Source organism: Roseovarius salis (genome assembly GCF_044472985.1).
In the GTDB taxonomy this organism is placed as follows: Bacteria; Pseudomonadota; Alphaproteobacteria; order Rhodobacterales; family Rhodobacteraceae; genus Roseovarius; species Roseovarius salis.
Genome location: NZ_JBISDG010000054.1, coordinates 1 through 17,917 on the forward strand (window position 1 = coordinate 1; position 17,917 = coordinate 17,917).

General features: G+C 70.2%; 23 protein-coding genes. 19 read left to right on the top strand and 4 right to left on the bottom strand.

Annotation, left to right across the window (positions count from 1 at the left end; translation table 11 throughout):
* The first annotated feature begins 133 nt into the window (after nucleotides 1-133).
* The 3 genes from ACH13J_RS16530 to ACH13J_RS16540 are packed head-to-tail and all read left to right on the top strand — an operon-like array spanning nucleotide 134 to nucleotide 2,561.
* Nucleotides 134-1,135, top strand: coding sequence for a head maturation protease, ClpP-related (locus tag ACH13J_RS16530; RefSeq protein WP_397544450.1), 1,002 nt, complete (start codon nucleotides 134-136; stop codon nucleotides 1,133-1,135).
* 6 nt (nucleotides 1,136-1,141) lie between these two features.
* Nucleotides 1,142-1,507 (top strand): head decoration protein, encoded by a 366-nt coding sequence (locus ACH13J_RS16535; RefSeq protein WP_397544451.1) that lies wholly within the window; start codon nucleotides 1,142-1,144, stop codon nucleotides 1,505-1,507.
* Nucleotides 1,508-1,547: 40 nt separating this feature from the next.
* Complete coding sequence (locus ACH13J_RS16540; RefSeq protein ID WP_397544452.1) at nucleotides 1,548-2,561, top strand: major capsid protein; 1,014 nt, start codon at nucleotides 1,548-1,550, stop codon at nucleotides 2,559-2,561.
* A 4-nt stretch (nucleotides 2,562-2,565) separates the two neighbouring features.
* On the opposite strand, the gene ACH13J_RS16545 is transcribed toward ACH13J_RS16540, so the two are convergent.
* The gene (locus ACH13J_RS16545; protein ID WP_397544453.1) at nucleotides 2,566-3,411 is read right to left on the bottom strand and encodes a PGN_0703 family putative restriction endonuclease; all 846 of its coding nucleotides are present in this window, start codon (nucleotides 3,409-3,411) and stop codon (nucleotides 2,566-2,568) included.
* A 15-nt stretch (nucleotides 3,412-3,426) separates the two neighbouring features.
* Between ACH13J_RS16545 and ACH13J_RS16550 the strand changes: the two genes are divergently transcribed.
* The gene (locus ACH13J_RS16550) at nucleotides 3,427-3,741 is read left to right on the top strand and encodes a head-tail joining protein (RefSeq protein ID WP_397544454.1); all 315 of its coding nucleotides are present in this window, start codon (nucleotides 3,427-3,429) and stop codon (nucleotides 3,739-3,741) included.
* 5 nt (nucleotides 3,742-3,746) lie between these two features.
* Nucleotides 3,747-4,379: a DUF6441 family protein gene (locus ACH13J_RS16555; protein ID WP_397544455.1), complete on the top strand. Its 633-nt coding sequence runs from the start codon at nucleotides 3,747-3,749 to the stop codon at nucleotides 4,377-4,379.
* Nucleotides 4,380-4,426: 47 nt separating this feature from the next.
* Here ACH13J_RS16555 and ACH13J_RS16560 read toward each other — a convergent pair whose 3' ends face one another.
* Entirely contained in the window at nucleotides 4,427-4,741 is a 315-nt protein-coding gene (locus ACH13J_RS16560) for an HPF/RaiA family ribosome-associated protein (protein ID WP_397544456.1), read from the bottom strand.
* Between the two features lie 134 nt (nucleotides 4,742-4,875).
* Between ACH13J_RS16560 and ACH13J_RS16565 the strand changes: the two genes are divergently transcribed.
* The 4 genes from ACH13J_RS16565 (at nucleotide 4,876) to ACH13J_RS16580 (ending at nucleotide 7,059) form a co-directional block, all read left to right on the top strand.
* Entirely contained in the window at nucleotides 4,876-5,295 is a 420-nt protein-coding gene (locus ACH13J_RS16565; protein ID WP_397544457.1) for an acyl-CoA transferase, read from the top strand.
* Between the two features lie 89 nt (nucleotides 5,296-5,384).
* The gene (locus ACH13J_RS16570; protein ID WP_397544458.1) at nucleotides 5,385-6,326 is read left to right on the top strand and encodes a phage tail tube protein; all 942 of its coding nucleotides are present in this window, start codon (nucleotides 5,385-5,387) and stop codon (nucleotides 6,324-6,326) included.
* The gene (locus tag ACH13J_RS16575) at nucleotides 6,326-6,826 is read left to right on the top strand and encodes a hypothetical protein (RefSeq protein ID WP_397544459.1); all 501 of its coding nucleotides are present in this window, start codon (nucleotides 6,326-6,328) and stop codon (nucleotides 6,824-6,826) included. Before ACH13J_RS16570 ends, ACH13J_RS16575 begins: the two co-directional genes overlap by 1 nt.
* Nucleotides 6,827-6,843: 17 nt before the next feature.
* Nucleotides 6,844-7,059 carry a DUF7697 family protein gene (locus ACH13J_RS16580; RefSeq protein ID WP_397544460.1) on the top strand — a complete coding sequence of 72 codons (216 nt, stop codon included), beginning with the start codon at nucleotides 6,844-6,846 and terminating at the stop codon, nucleotides 7,057-7,059.
* On the opposite strand, the gene ACH13J_RS16585 is transcribed toward ACH13J_RS16580, so the two are convergent.
* Nucleotides 7,030-7,320, bottom strand: coding sequence for a HigA family addiction module antitoxin (locus ACH13J_RS16585; RefSeq protein ID WP_397544461.1), 291 nt, complete (start codon nucleotides 7,318-7,320; stop codon nucleotides 7,030-7,032). The genes ACH13J_RS16580 and ACH13J_RS16585 overlap by 30 nt on opposite strands.
* Nucleotides 7,321-7,342: 22 nt before the next feature.
* Entirely contained in the window at nucleotides 7,343-7,624 is a 282-nt protein-coding gene (locus tag ACH13J_RS16590) for a type II toxin-antitoxin system RelE/ParE family toxin (RefSeq protein WP_397544462.1), read from the bottom strand.
* Between the two features lie 83 nt (nucleotides 7,625-7,707).
* On the opposite strand from ACH13J_RS16590, the gene ACH13J_RS16595 reads away from it, so the two are divergent.
* The 10 genes from ACH13J_RS16595 to ACH13J_RS16640 all read left to right on the top strand — a co-directional run.
* Nucleotides 7,708-9,831 (top strand): phage tail tape measure C-terminal domain-containing protein, encoded by a 2,124-nt coding sequence (locus ACH13J_RS16595; protein WP_397544463.1) that lies wholly within the window; start codon nucleotides 7,708-7,710, stop codon nucleotides 9,829-9,831.
* A 3-nt stretch (nucleotides 9,832-9,834) separates the two neighbouring features.
* Nucleotides 9,835-10,461, top strand: a complete 627-nt coding sequence (locus tag ACH13J_RS16600) for a phage distal tail protein, Rcc01695 family (RefSeq protein ID WP_397544464.1) — start codon at nucleotides 9,835-9,837, stop codon at nucleotides 10,459-10,461.
* The gene (locus tag ACH13J_RS16605) at nucleotides 10,458-10,784 is read left to right on the top strand and encodes a hypothetical protein (RefSeq protein WP_397544465.1); all 327 of its coding nucleotides are present in this window, start codon (nucleotides 10,458-10,460) and stop codon (nucleotides 10,782-10,784) included. The genes ACH13J_RS16600 and ACH13J_RS16605 overlap by 4 nt, the downstream gene beginning before the upstream one ends.
* Before the next feature lie 30 nt (nucleotides 10,785-10,814).
* Entirely contained in the window at nucleotides 10,815-11,339 is a 525-nt protein-coding gene (locus ACH13J_RS16610) for a glycoside hydrolase family protein (RefSeq protein ID WP_397544466.1), read from the top strand.
* A 54-nt stretch (nucleotides 11,340-11,393) separates the two neighbouring features.
* The gene (locus ACH13J_RS16615) at nucleotides 11,394-11,573 is read left to right on the top strand and encodes a hypothetical protein (RefSeq protein WP_397544467.1); all 180 of its coding nucleotides are present in this window, start codon (nucleotides 11,394-11,396) and stop codon (nucleotides 11,571-11,573) included.
* Entirely contained in the window at nucleotides 11,566-11,793 is a 228-nt protein-coding gene (locus ACH13J_RS16620) for a hypothetical protein (protein ID WP_397544468.1), read from the top strand. Before ACH13J_RS16615 ends, ACH13J_RS16620 begins: the two co-directional genes overlap by 8 nt.
* Nucleotides 11,794-11,919: 126 nt before the next feature.
* On the top strand, nucleotides 11,920-12,804 hold the full coding sequence (locus ACH13J_RS16625) for a DUF2163 domain-containing protein (protein WP_397544469.1): 885 nt from the start codon (nucleotides 11,920-11,922) through the stop codon (nucleotides 12,802-12,804).
* A complete protein-coding gene (locus ACH13J_RS16630; RefSeq protein WP_397544470.1) occupies nucleotides 12,801-13,241 on the top strand; it encodes an NlpC/P60 family protein in 441 nt (146 codons plus the stop codon). Before ACH13J_RS16625 ends, ACH13J_RS16630 begins: the two co-directional genes overlap by 4 nt.
* A gap of 1 nt (nucleotide 13,242) precedes the next feature.
* Nucleotides 13,243-17,223 (top strand): baseplate multidomain protein megatron, encoded by a 3,981-nt coding sequence (locus ACH13J_RS16635; protein ID WP_397544471.1) that lies wholly within the window; start codon nucleotides 13,243-13,245, stop codon nucleotides 17,221-17,223.
* A gap of 8 nt (nucleotides 17,224-17,231) precedes the next feature.
* On the top strand, nucleotides 17,232-17,917 hold a 686-nt coding region (locus tag ACH13J_RS16640), incomplete at its 3' end, for a DUF2793 domain-containing protein (protein WP_397544472.1).

Below are 17,917 nucleotides of genomic sequence, written 5' to 3' on the forward strand. Positions count from 1 at the left end.
ATCGCCACCGCGCGCAAGCTGTTGTCGATCATCTACGACACACTCCGAAACGGCTGGGTCTTCGAAGACTTCACCCGGTTCAAAATCAAAGAAAAACAAAGTCCTGCTGGACAACCATCATAGGAGTGACATCATGAAGAGCTGGTACACGATCCGCGCCCGCGAGGGCGGCGCGGAAGTGCTGATCTATGACGAGATCGGTGCCTATGGCGTAAGCGCCAAGGGGTTCCTGGCCGAGCTGGGCGCGTTGCCGGATGACGCGGAAATCGTTCTGCGGCTCAACAGCCCCGGCGGATCGGTCTTCGATGCCGTGGCGATCCACAACGCGCTGAGCCGTCACAACGGCCCGGTCACCGTCTGGATCGACGGCATCGCGGCCTCGGCGGCGAGCTACGTGGCCATGGCGGGCGACGCGATCGTCATGCCCGAGAACGCCTTCCTGATGATCCACGACCCCTCCGGCCTCGTCATGGGCACGGCGGCGGACATGCGCGAGATGGCCGGGACGCTGGACAAGATCGCGGCCTCCATGACGCGCGGCTACGCGGCAAGGTCCGGCAAGCCCGAGGACGAGATCGCGGCGCTGCTGGCGGCGGAGACCTGGTTCGACGCGGCCGAGGCGCTGGAGGCGGGCCTCGCCACGCAGCTGGCCGAGCCCGTGCGCATCGCCGCCAGCTTCGACATCGCCCGCTTCCGGAACGCGCCGCCCGAGCTTGTGGAGGCTGTCGAGCCGGTCGAGACCGCCGATCCGGAGAGAGCCGCGACGGGACCGGACATCGTTGAAGACGCCGACGATGTTGCCGCGCCGCCCGATGCCGCACCGCAGCCCGAGGCGAACGATCCGGACGGCACGGCGGTAGATCCCGGAACAGGCCCGGAACCCGCGGCCATTCGCGCCGAGGCCATCGCCCATGCGCGCGCCGTGGTCGATCTCTGCCGCCTCGCGGGCCAGCCGCAGATGGCCGGGCGGTTCCTCGAGGAGGACGCCAGCCTCGACGCGGTCCGCGCCGCGCTGCTGGACGCCCGCGCCGAGACGGCGCCCGAGATCACGCCCCATCACCCGCAACCCGGGCGCAGCGCCACGACCCGCCCCTGGGGCGACGTCATCGCCCGAACCTTCAAGCTCAAGGGATAAGACACCATGACCACGCTCACAGAGGGCACCCATCCCGGCGGCTTCCTCGTCTGGGAAGCCCATCGCGACTACACCCGCGAGACCATCACCGTCGCGGCTGGCACGCTCGCCCCCGGCACCGTGCTCGGCAACATCACGGCCTCGGGCAAATACGCCGCGCACGATCCCAATGCCACCGACGGCACCGATACCGCGGTCGCGGTGCTCTGGGGCAAGGCGGATGCCTCGGGTGGCGACGCCCCGGCCGTCGCGGTGGTCCGCGGCCCCGCCATCGTCAACCGCCACGACCTGATCTTCACGGGCACGCCGAGCGATCCCGAGATCGCGGCCGCCCACGCGGCGCTCATCGACGCCGGCATCCTCGTCCGCTGATCGCGCACCCCACAACCATCCCTGACCCGGAGGCATCAACATGGCCACCATGGACATCTTCGAAGGCGATGCCTTCACCATAATCGAACTGACCCGTGCGCTGGAGAACATTCCCTTCAAGCCCGCAATCCTCTCGGGTGCCGGGCTCTTCGGCAGCCGCGGGGTGCGCGCGCGCACCGTCATGATCGAGAGCCGCGACGGCACGCTCTCGCTCATCCCGTTCTCCGAGCGGGGCTCGGCCTACGAGTCCCAGACGCCTGAACGCCGCGAGATGCGGGCGTTTGTCTGCCGCCAGTTCAAGAAGCAGGACGTGCTCTGGGCCTCGGAGATCCAGTCCATCCGCGACTTCGGCTCCGAGACCGCGGTGCAACAGGTCCAGGCCGAGGTCGCGCGCAAGCTGGGCCGCCTGCGCAACGACGCCGAAGCCACCTTCGAGTTCCACCTCTTCAATGGCATCCAGGGCGTGGTGAAGGACCCCAAGGACGGCGCCACCGTGATCGACTACCACGCCGAGTTCGGCATCACGCCCGCGGCCGAGGTCGACTTCGATCTGGACAACACGAGCCCCGCCTCGGGCGCGCTGCGCAAGCGCTGCCAGGCGCTGATCGAGAGCGTCGAGGATTCCTTGGGCGGCCTGGCCGCCGGCCAGGTGCAGATCCGCGCCGAATGCGGCTCGGCCTTCTTCGCCGATCTGGTCGCCCACAAGGAGGTGCGCGAGACCTACCTCAACACCGCCGCGGCGGCCGATCTGCGCGGGCGCGTCGGCGAGGAGGTCAGCTTCGGCGGCATCACCTTCCGCCGTTATCGGGGTGGCCTCGGCTTCGGCGTGCCCACCGACAAGGCCTACTTCTACCCCGAGGGGGTCGAGGGGCTGTTCGAGATCTACTACGCCCCGGCAGACACCTTCGAGACGGTCAACACCGTGGGCCTGCCGCTCTATGCGCGCATGATCCCCGACCGGGATCGCGACGAATGGGTGCGGCTCGAGATCGAGAGCAACCCGCTGCCGATCTGCACCCGCCCGCAGGTGCTCCGCTCGGCGCGGCGGACCTGATGAGTCAGAGCGTGACGCTGTATCGGGCGTTGAGATCGCTGAGATGCCGGACCAGCCAGTCGGCCGGTTCGGTATCCTGCCAGAAGCGCCAGAGTTCCGGGTAGCTCATCGCCTCGAACGCCGGCGATGATCCTGCCACGCGCGCCCTGAACTCCTCGATCTCCGCCCGATGGGCGGCGAACTCCGGACCGGCACCCGGGTTCGCAGGCTCCCAGAACAGATAGAGCAGCGTCACGGGGCGGTCTGGAAAGGTGCGAGCCAGACCGAAGGCATGCTTGATGAGCTGTGCAGCGTCGAGCCAAGTGTACTGGTCCGGGCGATCCCGGAGGCGCAGCATCTCGCGAAAGTATCCCTGGTCGCGCCGCCCGTCCCTGATCTGCTCCTCGTAGGCGGGCGAGAATTCGGCCCGGTGAGCCGACAGGTGTTCGGTCAGCTTGGACTCGATCCCGACCACGCCGCTGGGGCCCGAAAGCACGACGTCGAGGTTGGGAGCACGGCCACCGCGGAGTCCGGTGGGGCATTTCCGTTCGAAGCGAAGATCGTCGAAACCGGCACCCATCGGCATGGCGAGGTCGGCGAGCCGGCTCCGAAACGGCGCGAAGCAGTTGACCGCCAGCCCTGATGAAGAATGGGCCGCCCGAAACTTGGTCTCCAGCTCGTTGCCGTCGCCCGACGACAGGTCTGCTTCGAAATCCTCCAGCGAGACCTGCGGAAGCAGGGTGTCGCGAAAATCTGCGACGTAGCCCTTCGGGTCGAGGGATTTGTCGGGGTGCTGGTGAACGAAAGCGTCGGAAAGAGCTTGAACGGCTCGGATCCTCGTCGGGCGCTCTGAAATCGATTCCTGTTTCATGGGGGCAGTATAGCCATGACCAGCGCGTTCGCATCCGCCCTCGACGCGCTCTTCGCGGACGCGCATCTGGCACGCGACGTCGTCTACACCGCCGAGGGCGGCGCGCCTGCGCTGGTCCGCGCGATCCTGCGCCGGCCTGACGACGTCACCGGCTTCGGCGACGCGCGGATCTGGTCGGAGACAACCCGGCTGGACCTGCGCCTCGCCGAGGTCGCCAACCCGCGCCCGGGTGACCGCATCGAGATCGACGGCGAGGCCTTCCTCATCCAGGGCGAGCCCGTCCGAGACCGCGAGCGGCTCGTCTGGACCGTCGACCTGCGCCCGGCCTGACCACGATGAAACTGAAGCTCGACATCACGCCCGATCTCGTCGCCGCCATGGCCGCCGAGGTGAAGGCCGGCGAAAACGCCGTGACCGCCGCCATGCGCGATGCTGGGACCGGTCTCAAGACCGCCTGGCGTGGCCAGATCACCGGCGCGGGGCTCGGGCGGCGGCTGGCCAACTCGATCCGCAGCCAGACCTACCCGAAGTCCGGCGAGAGCCTGAACGCCGCCGCGCTGGTCTGGTCCAAGGCTCCGGTCATCATCGGCGCCCACGACACCGGGCCGCTGATCCGCTCGAAAGAGGGGTTCTGGCTGGCGATCCCGACCGAGGCTGCCGGCCGCGGCCTGCGCGGCGCCAAGCTTACCCCTGGCGAATGGGAGCGACGGCGCGGCCTGCGCCTGCGCTTCGTCTACCGTCGCCGCGGCCCGAGCCTGCTGGTCGCCGATCGCGCCCGGATCAACAAACGCGGCCAGGCGGTGATCTCGCGCTCCAAGACTGGCCGCAACCAGGTCACCGCTCCGATCTTCCTGCTGGTCCCGCAGGTCAAGCTGCCGAAGCGGCTGGACCTTGACCGGGACGCCGAGCGCGCGCACGACAGCGTGCCGGGCCTGATCGTGGCGAATTGGGTGGAGCGAAAGCTGTAGGCGCTGCGTATCGTCGTCGATGCAAGACGCGCCAAAGGTGCTCCGGCTCAGCGGCGACCGAGCTTGCCGAATTCGCTGTCGAGGAGCGACCGGATCTTCCTTGCGCCGCCGCGCAGGGCCGCTTCGACAGTCGCGTCGTGATGGGTGACCGTCTGCGGCTGCATCCCCTCGGGCCTCGCCTCGATGGTGCAGCGAATGTCATCGGTCCCGCCCTTGGCGGCGTTCACATCTGCCAGGTGCACCTCGATCCGCGACAGCCGGTCTGTCAGATGTCCAAGCGCCGAAGCGACCGTCTGCTCGGCGACCTCGGCGAGGCGGTCGTCGCCCTCGATATTGGCGTCGGTATTCAGTTGGAACTGCATGTCGGTTCTCCTGTGTATCTGATCACCTAACATGAAAAACCATGAAGATGGCTGATCGAGCGCAAGTTCATCTGCGCGATCAGTAGGAACGCTTGCGCGTCGATAGCATGGGCGAGGATTCGAAGCCACTCGCAATGCCCACTCCACGCGAAACCATCCTCGCCGCGCTGCACGCGCGGCTCTTGGCGCTGCCCGCCACCGCTCTGCGCGGCGAGGTGCTGCCCGAACGCGTGCCGGCCGATGGACTGCTGATCCTGCGCGATGGCGAGCCAGGCGAGCCGGAGGTGACGCTCTCGCCCCTGCGCTACCACTACCAGCACCGCGCCGAGATCGAGGCGGTCGTGCAAGGCGCCGACCGTGACATCGCCTTCGACACGCTGACCGCCAGCGTAGGTGCGGCGCTCGCTGTCGACCGCACGTTGGGCGGGCTCTGCGACTGGGTCGAGGCCGAGGCGCCGCGGCCGGTCGATCTGCCCGTCGAGGGCGCGGCGAGCCTGAAGGCGGCCACCATCGCGGTGGTGCTGCACTATTCGACGGACGACCCGCTGAGCTGAGCGCGGCGCAGACGACCTCCGGCACCCTATGACCCACCGGCCCGCGGATCCGCTCCGCGGGCCGCTTCTTTTTGCGAGAGGAGAGCATCATGGCACGATCCCTTGGGGCGCGGGCCCAGCTGGCGTTCGGCTTCGAGACCACCTACGGCACGCCGCCGGCGAGCGGCTTCATCCGCATGCCGTTCGCGCCGGGGCTGTCCGTCGCCGCCGAACAGCCGCTGCTCGATTCCGAGCTGCTGGGCTACGGCCGCGATCCGCTGCCGCCGGTCAAGGACGCGATCACCGCCGATGGTGACGTGGTGGTCCCGATCGACGCGGAGGCCTGGGGCCACTGGCTGAAGGCGGCCTTCGGTGCGCCCGCGACCAGCGGCACCGGGCCCTACACCCATGAGTTCCAGTCCGGCGCCTGGGACCTGCCGAGCTTCGCGCTGGAAAAGGGCCTGCCGGAGGTGCCGCATTACGCCATGTATCCCGGCTGCCGGGTCAACCAGCTGCAATGGTCGATGGAGCGTTCGGGCCTCGTGACCGCGACCGTCGGCGTCATCGCGCAGGGCGAGGACAAGAGCGCCACCAGCCAGGCCGGCACCCTGACCGAGCCTGCCCTCAAGCGCTTCGGCAGCTTCCAGGGAGGCGTCCAGCGCGACGGCACGGCGCTCGGCAATCTGGTCTCGGCCGAGATCACCTATGCCAACAATCTCGACCGGGTGGAGACGATCCGCGCCGACGGCAAGATCGCGGGCGTGGAGCCCGGCATCGCCGCGCTGACCGGCAACGTGGTCGTCCGCTTCGCCGACGAGACGCTGCTGCAACAGGCCATCGACGGCGATCCTTGCGAGCTGGTGTTCGGCTACGCGCTGCCCTCGGGCGAGAGCTTCACGCTGACGGCGCACGCCGTCTACCTGCCGCGCCCGCGGATCGGGATCGACGGGCCGCAGGGCATCCAGGCGACCTTCGACTGGCAGGCGGCGCGCGACCCCGGCACCGGCCGCATGGCCACCGCAACCCTCATCAACGACGTGGACCAGTACTGATGCTCCGACTCGACATGACCCGCAAACCCGCCTGGCACGACATGCCCGGCGGCGTCCGCCTGAAGCTCCTGCCGATCACCACCGCGCTGATGGCCGAGGCGCGCCGCGACCCCGACGTGGTCGCGGCGCTGCAAAGCGTGCCGCCCGAGGCTGATGAGGCGCTGGACGCCGACCCGGCCGCGGCGCGCGCGAGCGACGAGGCGGTGGCGATCCCCTTCGCGGTGGCGCTGGCGCGGCTCGCCATCGTCGAGTGGGAGGGCGTGGGCGACGCGAAGGGCGCGCCCGTTGAGCCCGGGCCCGAGACGATCCCGGCGCTGATGGACATCTGGCCGATCTTCGAGGCGTTCCAGACCCGCTACGTCCAGAAGGGCCTGCTGCTGGAGCAGGAAAAAAACGCCTCTGCGCCCTCGCAGCCTGGGTCTGGGGCGGGGGCGCGGAGTACTGCCGGGCCTGCGACGGGCCGTGCCCGGACTGCCCGCAAACGCAAGAGCGGCCGCTGACGCTGGAGGGCCGGCAGGTGCGGGATCTGGTGCAGGCGGCGGGCGGCCAGCTGCGGCTGGCCCCCATGGGCGGCGTCATCGGCTTCGACATGACCGCGCTGCTCGCCATGGCGCGCGCCCGCGGCATCGACCCGGCCGCCGCCGCCGAGCTCCTCCCGCATGTCGAGGCGGTGGTGGTCGAGACGCTGGCCAGACAGGCCGGCTCAGGCGGCGGCGACGGGGGTGATGTCTGAGACGTCGACGGTGTCGCGCGCGCGGGCGAGGTCCCAGGCGCGCTGCAGGTTCATCCAGTATTCGGGTGTCGTGCCGAAGGCCTTGGCGAGGCGCATGGCGGTGTCGGCGGTCACGGCCGTTTCCTCCCGCACCAGCCGCTCGATCCGCGTGCGCGGCACGTGCAGGCGCCGGGCCAACGCGATCGGGCTCAGCGCGAGCGGGTCGAGGTAGAGCTCCCTGAGAACCTCGCCGGGGTGCGAGGGGGTCTTCATCAGTGTCATGGCGCGTCCTTTCGATGCCCGTTCAATGGTAGTCGACAATCTCGACGTCGGCCGGTCCCTGATCGGTCCACACGAAGCAGATGCGCCACTGGTCGTTGATCCGGACGGAATGCTGCCCGGCCCGGTCGCCCTTGAGCTCCTCGAGATGGTTGCCCGGCGGAAACCGGAGATCCTCGAGGACCGTGGCGGCGTCGAGCGCCGAGAGCATCGCACGCGTCCGCTTGACCAGATCGGCCGGGAAGCCCTTGCCGAACCGGCCTTCCACCGCGTTCGCCGCGCGCTTGCCCTTCGTGTTGACGATCATGGGGGCATGTATCACGGCGTGATACATATTTCAAGGGGGCGGTGAGCCGCTCCGAAGCCTGACATCATCTCGAGAGGACCCAAATGGCCGAAAAACGTGTGTCCGTCCGCCTCGCGGCCGTGGGCGGGCGCCAGGTGCGCGCCGAGCTCGAGGGCGTGGGCGAGGCTGGTAAGCGCGGCTTCGGGCGTCTCAGCCGCGAGATGGAGGCCGCCAATGCCCGGCTTGCGGGCTTTGCGCGCCGGGTCCGCGTGGCCTCGGCAGCAGCCGTCGCGGCCGCCACGGCGGCGGGCGTGGCCATGGTGCGCTCCGGTCTGCAAACTGTCGATGCGCAGGCCAAGCTGGCGCAATCGTTGGGCACCACCGTCGCCTCGATCCAGACGCTCGAACGCGCGGGCGAACTGGCTGGCGTCTCGATGTCCGGAATCGAGCAGGCGACCAAGGATCTGACGCGTCGGCTCAGCCAGGCGGCCGCCGGGACCGGCCCTGCCGCCGACGCGCTCGACCGGCTGGGGCTCTCGGCCTCCGACCTGATCGCCCTGCCGCTCGACCAGCGGGTCGGCGCGATCAACGCGGCGATCGAGGAGTTCGTCCCCGCCGCCGAACGCGCCGCCGTCGCGGGACAGCTCTTCGGCGAGGAAGGCTCGATCGCCATGAGCCGGATCGACACCGCGACGCTGCGCCAGGCGACGGAGGACGTGCGTGCGTTCGGGGTGGTGGTCTCGGAGCAGGACGCGGACCGGATCGAGCGGACGAACGATGCGATCTCGCGGCTTGGGCTGATCTGGCGAGGGCTCGCTAACCAGCTCGCGGTCGCTGCAGCCCCCGCGCTGGAGGCCGTCGCCGACGCCATGGCGGCGGTCGCCAGCCGCACGGGCCCGCTCGGCATCGCAATTCGCAGCCTTTTCGACAACATCGGCCGCCTGACCACCTACGCCGCGACCTTCGCAGCCTTCCTCGCAGGCCGTTGGGTGGCTGGCATGGCCGCCGCCGCGCTGTCGGTGCGCGGGCTTGCCACGGCGCTGGTCGTCCTGCGCGGCGCGCTGATCCGCACCGGTATCGGGGCGCTGATCGTCGGCGCGGGCGAGCTTGTTTATCAGTTTACGAAACTGGTGAAGGGCGCCGGCGGGTTCGGGGAGGCGCTGGAGCTGTTGGGCAATGTGGCCCGCGCCGTCTGGGACGGGATCACGAGGACCGTCACCTCCTTCGTGGACGATTTCCGGGCGATGGGGGCGGACATCGAGGGCATCTGGCTCCGGCTCATGGCTTTTCTGTCGCAAAAGTGGGCCGACTTTCTCGGCCAGATCGGGCCGACCTTTAACGCGGTCTCCGAGCGGATCGGCGCGGATGCGCGTATCGACGTGATCGGTGCGCAGGCTTACGCGTCCTATCTCGAGAACGCCGCGAGCAACGCCGGCAACCGGGGCGATGCCTTGCGTGCCAGGGCGGCCAAGACGCGCGCTGGCGCCTTCGATGGGGTGCGCGAGGCGGTAGCAGAGCTCTTGGCGGCGATGCGCGCGAGTGGCGAGCAAGGCGAGGATGCGCTCGATCAGGCCAGTGATGCCGCGGACCGGGTCCGCGCGGCTCTCAAGAAGGCGGGAGAGGCAGGAAGCGCGGCAGGTGCGGGGATCGCCAAAGGGGGCGAGGCTGCTGCCAGCGGCTGGGCTGCGATCTCGCGGACGCTTACGGATTATGCCAGCAAGGCGCGCGATATTGGCAGCGATATCGGGCAGAGCCTCGTCGGCGCCTTCCGGTCGGCCGCGAACGCTGTCGGCGAGTTCGTGAGGACGGGCAAGCTGAATTTCCGCGATTTGGTCACTTCGCTGCTGGCCGATCTCGCGCAGCTCGCGGCCCGTCGCTTTATCCTCGCGCCGATCGCGGATGCGCTTGGCGGCGCGCTCGAGGCCAGCGTCCTGCATGATGGCGGCGTGGCGGGCGCGGCCGGCCAGCGGCGGTCCGTGCCGGCGCTCGCCTTCGCGGGCGCGCCGCGGATGCATTCCGGCGGCACGCTCGGCCTGCGTCATGACGAGGTGCCGGCCATCCTGCAGCGCGGCGAGCGCGTTCTCTCGCGCCGGGAGGCGCGGGACTACGCCGGCGGCGGCGTCACGGTAAACATCCAGACCCGCGACGCGGAGAGCTTCCGCCAGTCGCGCACGCAGGTGGCGGCGGACATCGCGCGCGCGGTGTCGCTCGGTCGGCGAGGGCTCTGATCCATGGCGTTCCACGACGTTCGGTTTCCCGACGACATCAGCCGGGGCGCGCGCGGCGGGCCGGAGCGGCGCACGCAGATCGTCGAGCTTGCCTCGGGTGACGAGGAGCGCAACGCCTCATGGGCCGACTCCCGCCGGCGCTACGACGTCGCCTACGGCATCCGCCGGGCCGACGATCTGGCGGCGGTCGTCGCCTTCTTCGAGGCGCGCAACGGCCGGCTCTACGGGTTCCGGTTCAAGGACTGGGCCGACTACAAATCCTGCACGCCATCGGCCGCGCCGGCGGCGAACGACCAGCCGCTCGGGACCGGTGACGGCTCCACGACGGCCTTCCAGCTGGTGAAAGGCTATGCCTCGGGCGCGCAGGTCTGGACGCGCGCGATCACTAAGCCGGTGGCGGGCAGCGTGCGGGTCGCGCTCGACGGCGCGGAGCAGGCGTCAGGCTGGAGTCTGGATCCGGCCACGGGGATCGTCACCTTTGACGCGGCGCCCGGCGCGGGCGTCACCATCACCGCGGGCTTCGAGTTCGACGTGCCGGTGCGCTTCGACAGCGACGCACTCGACGTGACACTGGATATCGAGCGGCTCGGGTCCATTACCTCTATCCCGCTAGTGGAGATCCGCCGATGACCGACTCGCTTCATCGCCTGCATCCGCTGGAGCCGCGCCTGGCGCGCATGGAGACGAAGATCGACCACATCGAGGCGCAGCTCGGCGACATGCCGGGGCTGCGCGATCGCCTCACGCGCGTCGAGGAACAGAGCCCGTCCTTCGCCCATCTTTCGGAAACCGTCCACCAGAACGCGGCCGATTCCCAGGAGGCGAAGGCGCTGCGCCATCAGACGCGTTGGATTCTCGGGCTGATGGTCGCGACGATTCCGGTCGCGGGCTCGCTGGGCGGGCTGATCGCGGTGATCGTGCAAGGTTATCTTGGCGGCGCGCCTATTCACTGAGCCGCGCGGCGGAAACTTCGGAGGCAATTCATGCAAATGACGGACGAGGGCCTCTTGGCCCTGGCCGGGCACGAAGGAGTCGTGCCGGCGCCCTATCTCGATGCCGCGGGCGTGTGGACGTTCGGGGTCGGGCACACCGCCGCGGCGGGACCGCCGGATCCCGAAGCCATGCCGCGCGGCATGCCGGTCGATCTCGACCGCGCCATCGCGGAGGCGCTTCGAATCTTCCGCGCGGACGTCGCGCGGGCGAGCCTGACGCGGGCGCTGAACGCTGGCAGGGTCGAGGAAGCCGCGGATCTCTTCATGAATTGGTCGCGGCCGGCGGTGATCATCCCGCGGCGCGAGGCGGAGCGGGATTTGTTCCTGCACGGCGCCTATCCGGACAGGGCGATTCCGGTCTGGCGCGCCGACGAAGGCGGGCGCGTGGACTTCTCGCGTCCGGTGCGGCGGCTTTGGGCCAAGGAGGCGCTCGCAATTCTGCGCGCGCCGCGGCGGCGGACGGGCTGGTTCGTCCGGTTGCTGGAGCTTTTGTCGGGTCTCATTCGGAGGGAGTGAACCATGCGGTATGTCCATCCGCGATCCATGACCTGGTGGGCGGGGATCCTCGCCATGGCGACGGGAGTCGCCTCGGTGGTGCTTCCGCGCAGCGACGCGCTCACTGAATTGTCTCGCCTCGTCGCGCTGTTGGGCGGCTCGGGCGACGCCTCGCCGGCGGGGCTGATGTTCCTCGGTCTGGGGCTGATCGGCCTGCGCGACCGGATCGAGCGCGGGTTCCGTGGCGATGGCTGAGGCGATGCTCTGGATCCTCGCGGCGCTGGGCGCCGTGGCGGGTGCGCTTCTGGGCCGGCTCTGGGGCCGCGCCGAGGGGCGGCGCGAAGGCAAGCGGGAGGCGGAGAATGCGGCGATTGCGGAGAGCCACGAGCGGCTGGAGCGCGGGCGCGCGGCGGTGCGCGATGCTCGCGGCCACGATCCTGCTCAGCAGCTGCGCGACAACAAGGATCGCTGGTGAGGCGGGGTGCGCGGCCTATGCGGAGGCGCGTCTGTCGATTCCGGATGCTGAAACGATTTCCGAAGTGCCGGCGCCGTGGCGGACGTGGATCGTCGAAACGGACACGCGGATGACTGGGGTCTGCCGATGAAGAAACTTGCTCCCGGCCTGCAGTCTCATCTCGACGAGGGCACGACGACGCTCGCCTGGTGCTGGCGGATCACGAGGACCGATGGCGTCACCTTCGGCTTCACCGACCATGACCGAACGCTCAGCTTTGACGGCACCGACTTCGAGCCCGAGAGCGGGCTCACGGCGTCCGAGGTCCGTTCCGGCTCGGACCTGTCGGTCGATGCGCAGGACGCCGAGGGCGTGCTGACCTCCGACCGGATCACCGAGACCGACATCCTCGACGGTCGTTGGGACAATGCCGAGGTGCAGGTGTGGCGCGTCAACTGGTCGAACCCGGCCGATCGCGCGCTCTTGCGCCGCGGCGCGCTGGGCGAGATCCGGCGCGGACGGGTGGCCTTTACCACCGAGGTGCGCTCGCTCGCCCATGTGCTGGGCCAAACGGTCGGGCGGACCTACACCGCGCGCTGCGATGCCGTGCTCGGGGATGGTCGCTGCGGGGTCGATCTCTCCGCGCCGGCCTATCGCGGTGCGGGCACGGTTGCGGAGCTGCCGCGCGAGCGCGTGGTGCTCGCCTCCGGTCTCGAGAGCTTCGAGGCGGGGTTTTTCTCGCTCGGGGTTATCGAGTGGGCGACGGGCGCGAACGCGGGGCGCCGCGCTGAGGTCGCGCGCCACGAGCTCGACGAAGCGATCGCGGAGCTCACACTGATGGAGCCGCCCGTGCGCGCGCCTTCGGCGGGCGACACCTTCGAGGTCGTGGCGGGCTGCGACAAGCGCCCGGAGACCTGCGCCGGGCGCTTCGACAATATCGCCAACTTCCGGGGCTTTCCGCACATTCCCGGCCAGGACACCATCGTGCGCTTCGCCAAGCGCGGCGGCGGGAACGAGGGGGGCGTGCTGTGAGGCGCGCGGATCGGCGCCGCGTCGTGCGGGTCTCGCGGTCCTGGATCGGCACGCCTTACGTCGATCAGGCGAGCCGGCGCGGCGTCGGGGCGGACTGCCTCGGGCTCGCGCGGGGCGTCTGGCGCGAGGTGGTCGGCCCGGAGGCGGTGCCGGTGCCGCCCTATTCCCGCGACTGGGGCGAGGTCGGCACGCGCGAGGTGCTCGTCGAGGCCGCGCGCGCCCTGCTGATCGAGATCGACCGCGAGGCCATCGGGCCGGGCGCGCTCGTCATCTTCCGCATGCGCGCGGGCGCCCTGGCGAAGCATGTGGGCATCCTCGTGGCGCCGGATCGCTTCGTGCACGCGCGCGAGCGCCTCGGCGTGATCGAGGAGCCCTTCACCACCGCCTGGCGCCGGCGCGTTGCCTGCGCCTTCGTGTTCCCGGCTCGGAGGATCTGACATGGCGTCCATCGTTCTGGGGATCGCCGGCGCGGCGATCGGCAGCTCCATCGGCGGCACACTGCTCGGTATCAGCGCGTCGACCATCGGCGGCTACGTCGGTTCGGCCATCGGCTCGGCGGTCGACAGCTGGGTGGTCGCTTCGCTTGCGCCGACGCAGCGGGTCGAGGGACCGCGGCTCGAATCGCTGCAGGTGACCACCTCGACCGAGGGTGCGGTGATCCCGGCGGTGTTCGGGCGCATGCGCGTCGGCGGCAACATCATCTGGGCCACGGATTTCCGCGAGGAGACGGAGACCACCTCGCAGGGCGGCGGAAAGGGCGGCGGGCCGGAGGTCGAGACGACCGAGTATCGTTACTACGCCTCGCTTGCGGTGGGCATCTGCGAGGGGCCGATCGCCGGCATCGGGCGGGTCTGGGCCGACGGGGATCTTCTGGATACCTCCACAATCGAGTGGCGCGTGTATCTCGGCACCGAGACGCAGGCGCCGGATCCGCTGATCCAGTCGCTCATGGGCGCCGGGGCGACGCCTGCCTACCGCGGGGTCGCCTACGCGGTGTTCGAGGATCTGCCGCTCGGCCGTTTCGGCAACCGCCTGCCGCAGCTCACCTTCGAGGTGCTGCGTCCCTTCGCCGAGGCGGAGACGGCCGAGGGGCTGATCCCGGCGGTCTGCATGATCCCGGCCTCGGGCGAGTTCACCTACGCGACCGAGGGCATCCGCAAGAAGCCGGGCTTTCCTCTGCCGGGGACATCGGATGAGGGTGGCGCGGAGAACCTCAACGCCTTGTCGCGCACCGCGGACATGCTGGTCTCGCTCGATCGGCTCGAGGCGGTCGCGCCGGCCTGCGAGTCGGTCTCGCTCGTGGTCTCCTGGTTCGGCACGGATCTGCGCGCCGGCGAGTGCGAGCTGAAGCCGGGTGTCGAGCTCGCCGCGAAGGCCACCTCGCGGGACTGGTCGGTGAACGGCGTTACGCGCGCCGAGGCATATCTCGTCAGCCGCGATGCCGAGGGCCAGCCTGTCTATGGCGGCACGCCGGCGGACTTTTCGGTGGTGCAGGCGATCCGCGAGCTCAAGGCGCGGGACAAGCGCGTCACCTTCTATCCGTTCATCCTCATGGACGTGCCGCCCGGCAACGAGCTGCCGGATCCCTACAGTGACGACGCGGCGGAGGTCGGTCAGCCCGCCTTTCCCTGGCGCGGGCGGATCACCTGTTCGCCCGCGGCGGGGGTCGCGGGTTCGGTCGACAAGACGTCGGCGGCGGCGGACCAGGTGGCGGCGTTCTTCGGCACCGCGACCGCGTCGGACTTCTCGGTTTCGGACGAGTCGGTCGCGTGGAACGGGCCGGCGGGCGAGTGGGGCCTGCGCCGCATGATCCTGCACTACGCCCATCTCTGCGCCGCGGCCGGCGGGGTCGATGCCTTCCTGATCGGCACTGAGATGGTCGCGCTCACGCGGATTCGCTCGGGCGCCAGCACCTATCCGGCGGTCGCCGAGTTCGTTTCGCTCGCGGCCGAGGTGCGCGCGATCCTCGGGGCGGGCACGCGCATCTCCTACGCGGCCGATTGGTCGGAGTATTTCGGGCATCAGCCGCAAGATGGGACGGGGGACGTGTTCTTCCATCTGGATCCGCTCTGGGCGGACGCGAACGTCGACTTCGTGGCCATCGACAACTACATGCCGGTCTCCGACTGGCGCGACGGCTTCGAACACGCGGACGCGGCGGCGGGCTGGGGCTCGATTTACGACCGCGCCTATCTCCAGTCGAACATCGAGGGCGGCGAGGGCTTCGACTGGTTCTATGCCTCCGCGGCGGATCGCGCGGCGCAGGTGCGCACGCCCATCGAGGACGGCGCCGGCAAGCCCTGGGTATTCCGCTACAAGGACATCCGGAGCTGGTGGTCGAACGCGCACTACGACCGGCCGGGCGGCGTCGAGGCGGCGACGCCCACCGCCTGGGTGCCGGAATCAAAGCCCATCCGGTTCACCGAGCTCGGGTGCCCGGCGGTGGATCGCGGCACCAACCAGCCCAACGTCTTTTACGATCCGAAGTCGTCGGAGAGCTCTGTGCCTCATTTCTCGCGGGGGTGGCGCGACGACGCCATCGCGCGGGCCTACCTCGAGGCGCTCTACCTCTACTGGTCCGAGCCGGCGCATAATCCGGTGTCGTCGGTCTATGGAGGGCGCATGCTCGAGGTCGCGGAGTGCGCCGCCTGGACGTGGGACGCGCGCCCGTTTCCCTTCTTCCCCGGCCTTGAGGACGTCTGGGCCGACGGTCCGAATTGGCAGCTCGGCCATTGGCTGAACGGGCGCATCGGCGCGGCCTCGCTGCCCGCGCTCGTCCGCTTCCTCTGTGAACGCGCGGGCCTGCCGGCGGAGCGGGTGGACGTGTCGGATCTCCACGGCGCGGTCGAGGGCTACGCCATCACCGCGCTCGAGAGCCCGCGCAGCTCGCTCGGCGTCCTGGCGCGGCATTTCGGCTTCGATGCCATCGAGAGCGAAGGGCGCATCCGCTTCGTCATGCGCGGCGCGGCGCCCGTGGCCTCGCTCACGCTGGACGAGCTCGTGCCGGCGCGGGCCGGCGAGCGCGTCGAGCTCACGCGCGGGCAGGAGACGGAGCTGCCGCAGGCGCTGAAGTGGTCAGTCGCGCGGGCGGACGCGGACTACGAATCGGCGCAGGTCGAGGCGCGCCGCGCCACGGTCGAGGCGTCGCGGGTCGCGCTCGAGACCTTTCCCATGGCGGTGCCGCCGGAGGAGGCGGAGCGGCGCTGCAGGCGCGCGCTCATGGAGGCATGGGCGGGCCGCGAACGCGCGGCCTTCGCCCTGCCGCCGTCGCGGCTTGCCCTCGATCCTTCGGACGTGGTCGCGCTCGAGCACGACGGGGCCGATATGCAGCTGCGGCTTGTCACCACCGCGGACGGGGAATCCCGGCGCCTGGAGGCGGTGCGCCAGGATCGCGGCGTCTACGACCTGCCGCCGGGTCTGCCGCGGGAGCGCTCCATCGGCCGGCCGGTGGTGTTCGACGCGCCGCCGGCGGTGTTCATGAATCTGCCGCAGATCACCGAGGCGGCGCCGCCCGCGGCGCCTTACCTCGCGGTGCACACGCGGCCCTGGCCCGGCGTCGTCGCGGTCTACCGCAGCGCCACGCTCGACGGCTTCAAGCGGGTCGCGGAGGTCGGGTCGCCGGCCGGGATCGGCGCGCTTGCATTCGATCTGTATCCGGGGCCGGTCTCGCGCTTCGATCGGGCGAACGAGGTGCACGTCGATCTGGTCTCCGGATCGCTGCGCTCGGTCACGGATCTCGAGCTGTTCTCGGGCGCCAACGCGCTTGCCCTCGAGGCGGAGCCCGGCGTCTGGGAGGTGCTGCAGGCGGCGGAGGCGGAGCTGATCACGCCGGGGCGCTACCGTCTCTCCCGCCTTCTGCGCGGCCAGCGCGGAACCGAGGGCGCGCAGGGCAACCCGGCGCCGGCGGGTGCGCGCGTCGTGGTGCTCGACACCAGCGTCGTGCCGCTGCCGGTCACGCAATCCGAGATCGGCATCACCTATAACTGGCGGGTCGGCTCTATCTGGGATCCCGTCGCCTCGGATAGCTACACCGCCGCGACCTTCACGCCCGAGGGCGCCGGGTTCCGGCCCTTTTCGGTCGCTCATGTCGAGCAGCCATTCCGCACGCCGCGCACGCCCGGCGACCTGACAATCCGCTGGACGCGGCGCTCCCGCGCGCCCGCGGCGGACAGCTGGCGCGGGCTCGAGGTGCCGCTGGTGGAGGGGCGCGAAGCCTACGAGGTGGAGATCCTCGACGCCGCCGGCACGGTGCTGCGCACGCTCTCGGCCGCCGCGCCCGCGGTGGTCTACACCGGCGCCGCGCAGACCGAGGACTTCGGCGCGCCGCTTGGGCCGGGCGACGCCCTCGACGTGCGCATCTTCCAGCTCTCGACGGCTGTCGGCCGCGGCTGGGCCAAATCCGCCACGCTTTACTTCTGAGGTGATCCATGTCCGACGCGACGACCAACCTGCAGCTGCCCTACATCCTCGCCGCGCAGGCGCAGAAGCACGTCAGCCACAACGAGGCGCTGCGGCTTCTCGACGGGCTGGTCCAGCTCGCGGTGCGCGACCGCGACCTGACCGCGCCGCCCGCCTCGCCAGCCGACGGCGACCGCTACATTGTCGCCTCCGGCGCGACGGGTGACTGGTCGGGCTGGGATCTGAATGTGGCGCTCTGGTCGGACGGAGTCTGGCAGAGGCTCGCGCCGCGCGTGGGATGGCGCGCCTGGGTGGCGGACGAGGATCTGCTCTTGGTCTGGGACGGCGTCGCGTGGTCGAGCGTGGTGCCTGACGAGCTGCAGAACCTATCGCTTCTCGGTGTGAACGGCAGCGCGGACGCGAACAACCGGCTCCTGGTGCAGTCGCCGGGCTCGCTCCTGAACCACGAGGGCGCCGGGCACCAGCTGAAGGTCAACAAGGCCGCGGCGGGCGACACCGCCTCGCTCCTGTTCCAGACGGGCTTCTCCGGCCGCGCCGAGATGGGCACCGCCGGCAATGACGACTGGTCCATCAAGGTCAGCCCGGACGGAAGCGTCTGGCACGAGGCGGTGGTCGTGGATCGGGGCAACGGATTTGTCGGCGTCGGCGCGGCTTCGGGGGAGGCGCCGTTCGAGACCACGCATTCACAAGGGTC

Coding starts and splice junctions, on each gene's coding strand:
- ACH13J_RS16560 (WP_397544456.1), bottom strand. CDS start 4,741: ATGCAGTTCCAACTGAATACCGACGCCAATATCGAGGGCGACGACCGC.
- ACH13J_RS16620 (WP_397544468.1), top strand. CDS start 11,566: ATGGCTGAGGCGATGCTCTGGATCCTCGCGGCGCTGGGCGCCGTGGCG.
- ACH13J_RS16590 (WP_397544462.1), bottom strand. CDS start 7,624: ATGATCGTCAACACGAAGGGCAAGCGCGCGGCGAACGCGGTGGAAGGC.
- ACH13J_RS16610 (WP_397544466.1), top strand. CDS start 10,815: ATGCAAATGACGGACGAGGGCCTCTTGGCCCTGGCCGGGCACGAAGGA.
- ACH13J_RS16530 (WP_397544450.1), top strand. CDS start 134: ATGAAGAGCTGGTACACGATCCGCGCCCGCGAGGGCGGCGCGGAAGTG.
- ACH13J_RS16595 (WP_397544463.1), top strand. CDS start 7,708: ATGGCCGAAAAACGTGTGTCCGTCCGCCTCGCGGCCGTGGGCGGGCGC.
- ACH13J_RS16625 (WP_397544469.1), top strand. CDS start 11,920: ATGAAGAAACTTGCTCCCGGCCTGCAGTCTCATCTCGACGAGGGCACG.
- ACH13J_RS16535 (WP_397544451.1), top strand. CDS start 1,142: ATGACCACGCTCACAGAGGGCACCCATCCCGGCGGCTTCCTCGTCTGG.
- ACH13J_RS16585 (WP_397544461.1), bottom strand. CDS start 7,320: ATGACACTGATGAAGACCCCCTCGCACCCCGGCGAGGTTCTCAGGGAG.
- ACH13J_RS16635 (WP_397544471.1), top strand. CDS start 13,243: ATGGCGTCCATCGTTCTGGGGATCGCCGGCGCGGCGATCGGCAGCTCC.
- ACH13J_RS16600 (WP_397544464.1), top strand. CDS start 9,835: ATGGCGTTCCACGACGTTCGGTTTCCCGACGACATCAGCCGGGGCGCG.
- ACH13J_RS16575 (WP_397544459.1), top strand. CDS start 6,326: ATGCTCCGACTCGACATGACCCGCAAACCCGCCTGGCACGACATGCCC.
- ACH13J_RS16565 (WP_397544457.1), top strand. CDS start 4,876: ATGCCCACTCCACGCGAAACCATCCTCGCCGCGCTGCACGCGCGGCTC.
- ACH13J_RS16540 (WP_397544452.1), top strand. CDS start 1,548: ATGGCCACCATGGACATCTTCGAAGGCGATGCCTTCACCATAATCGAA.
- ACH13J_RS16570 (WP_397544458.1), top strand. CDS start 5,385: ATGGCACGATCCCTTGGGGCGCGGGCCCAGCTGGCGTTCGGCTTCGAG.
- ACH13J_RS16555 (WP_397544455.1), top strand. CDS start 3,747: ATGAAACTGAAGCTCGACATCACGCCCGATCTCGTCGCCGCCATGGCC.
- ACH13J_RS16615 (WP_397544467.1), top strand. CDS start 11,394: ATGGCGACGGGAGTCGCCTCGGTGGTGCTTCCGCGCAGCGACGCGCTC.
- ACH13J_RS16550 (WP_397544454.1), top strand. CDS start 3,427: ATGACCAGCGCGTTCGCATCCGCCCTCGACGCGCTCTTCGCGGACGCG.
- ACH13J_RS16545 (WP_397544453.1), bottom strand. CDS start 3,411: ATGAAACAGGAATCGATTTCAGAGCGCCCGACGAGGATCCGAGCCGTT.
- ACH13J_RS16605 (WP_397544465.1), top strand. CDS start 10,458: ATGACCGACTCGCTTCATCGCCTGCATCCGCTGGAGCCGCGCCTGGCG.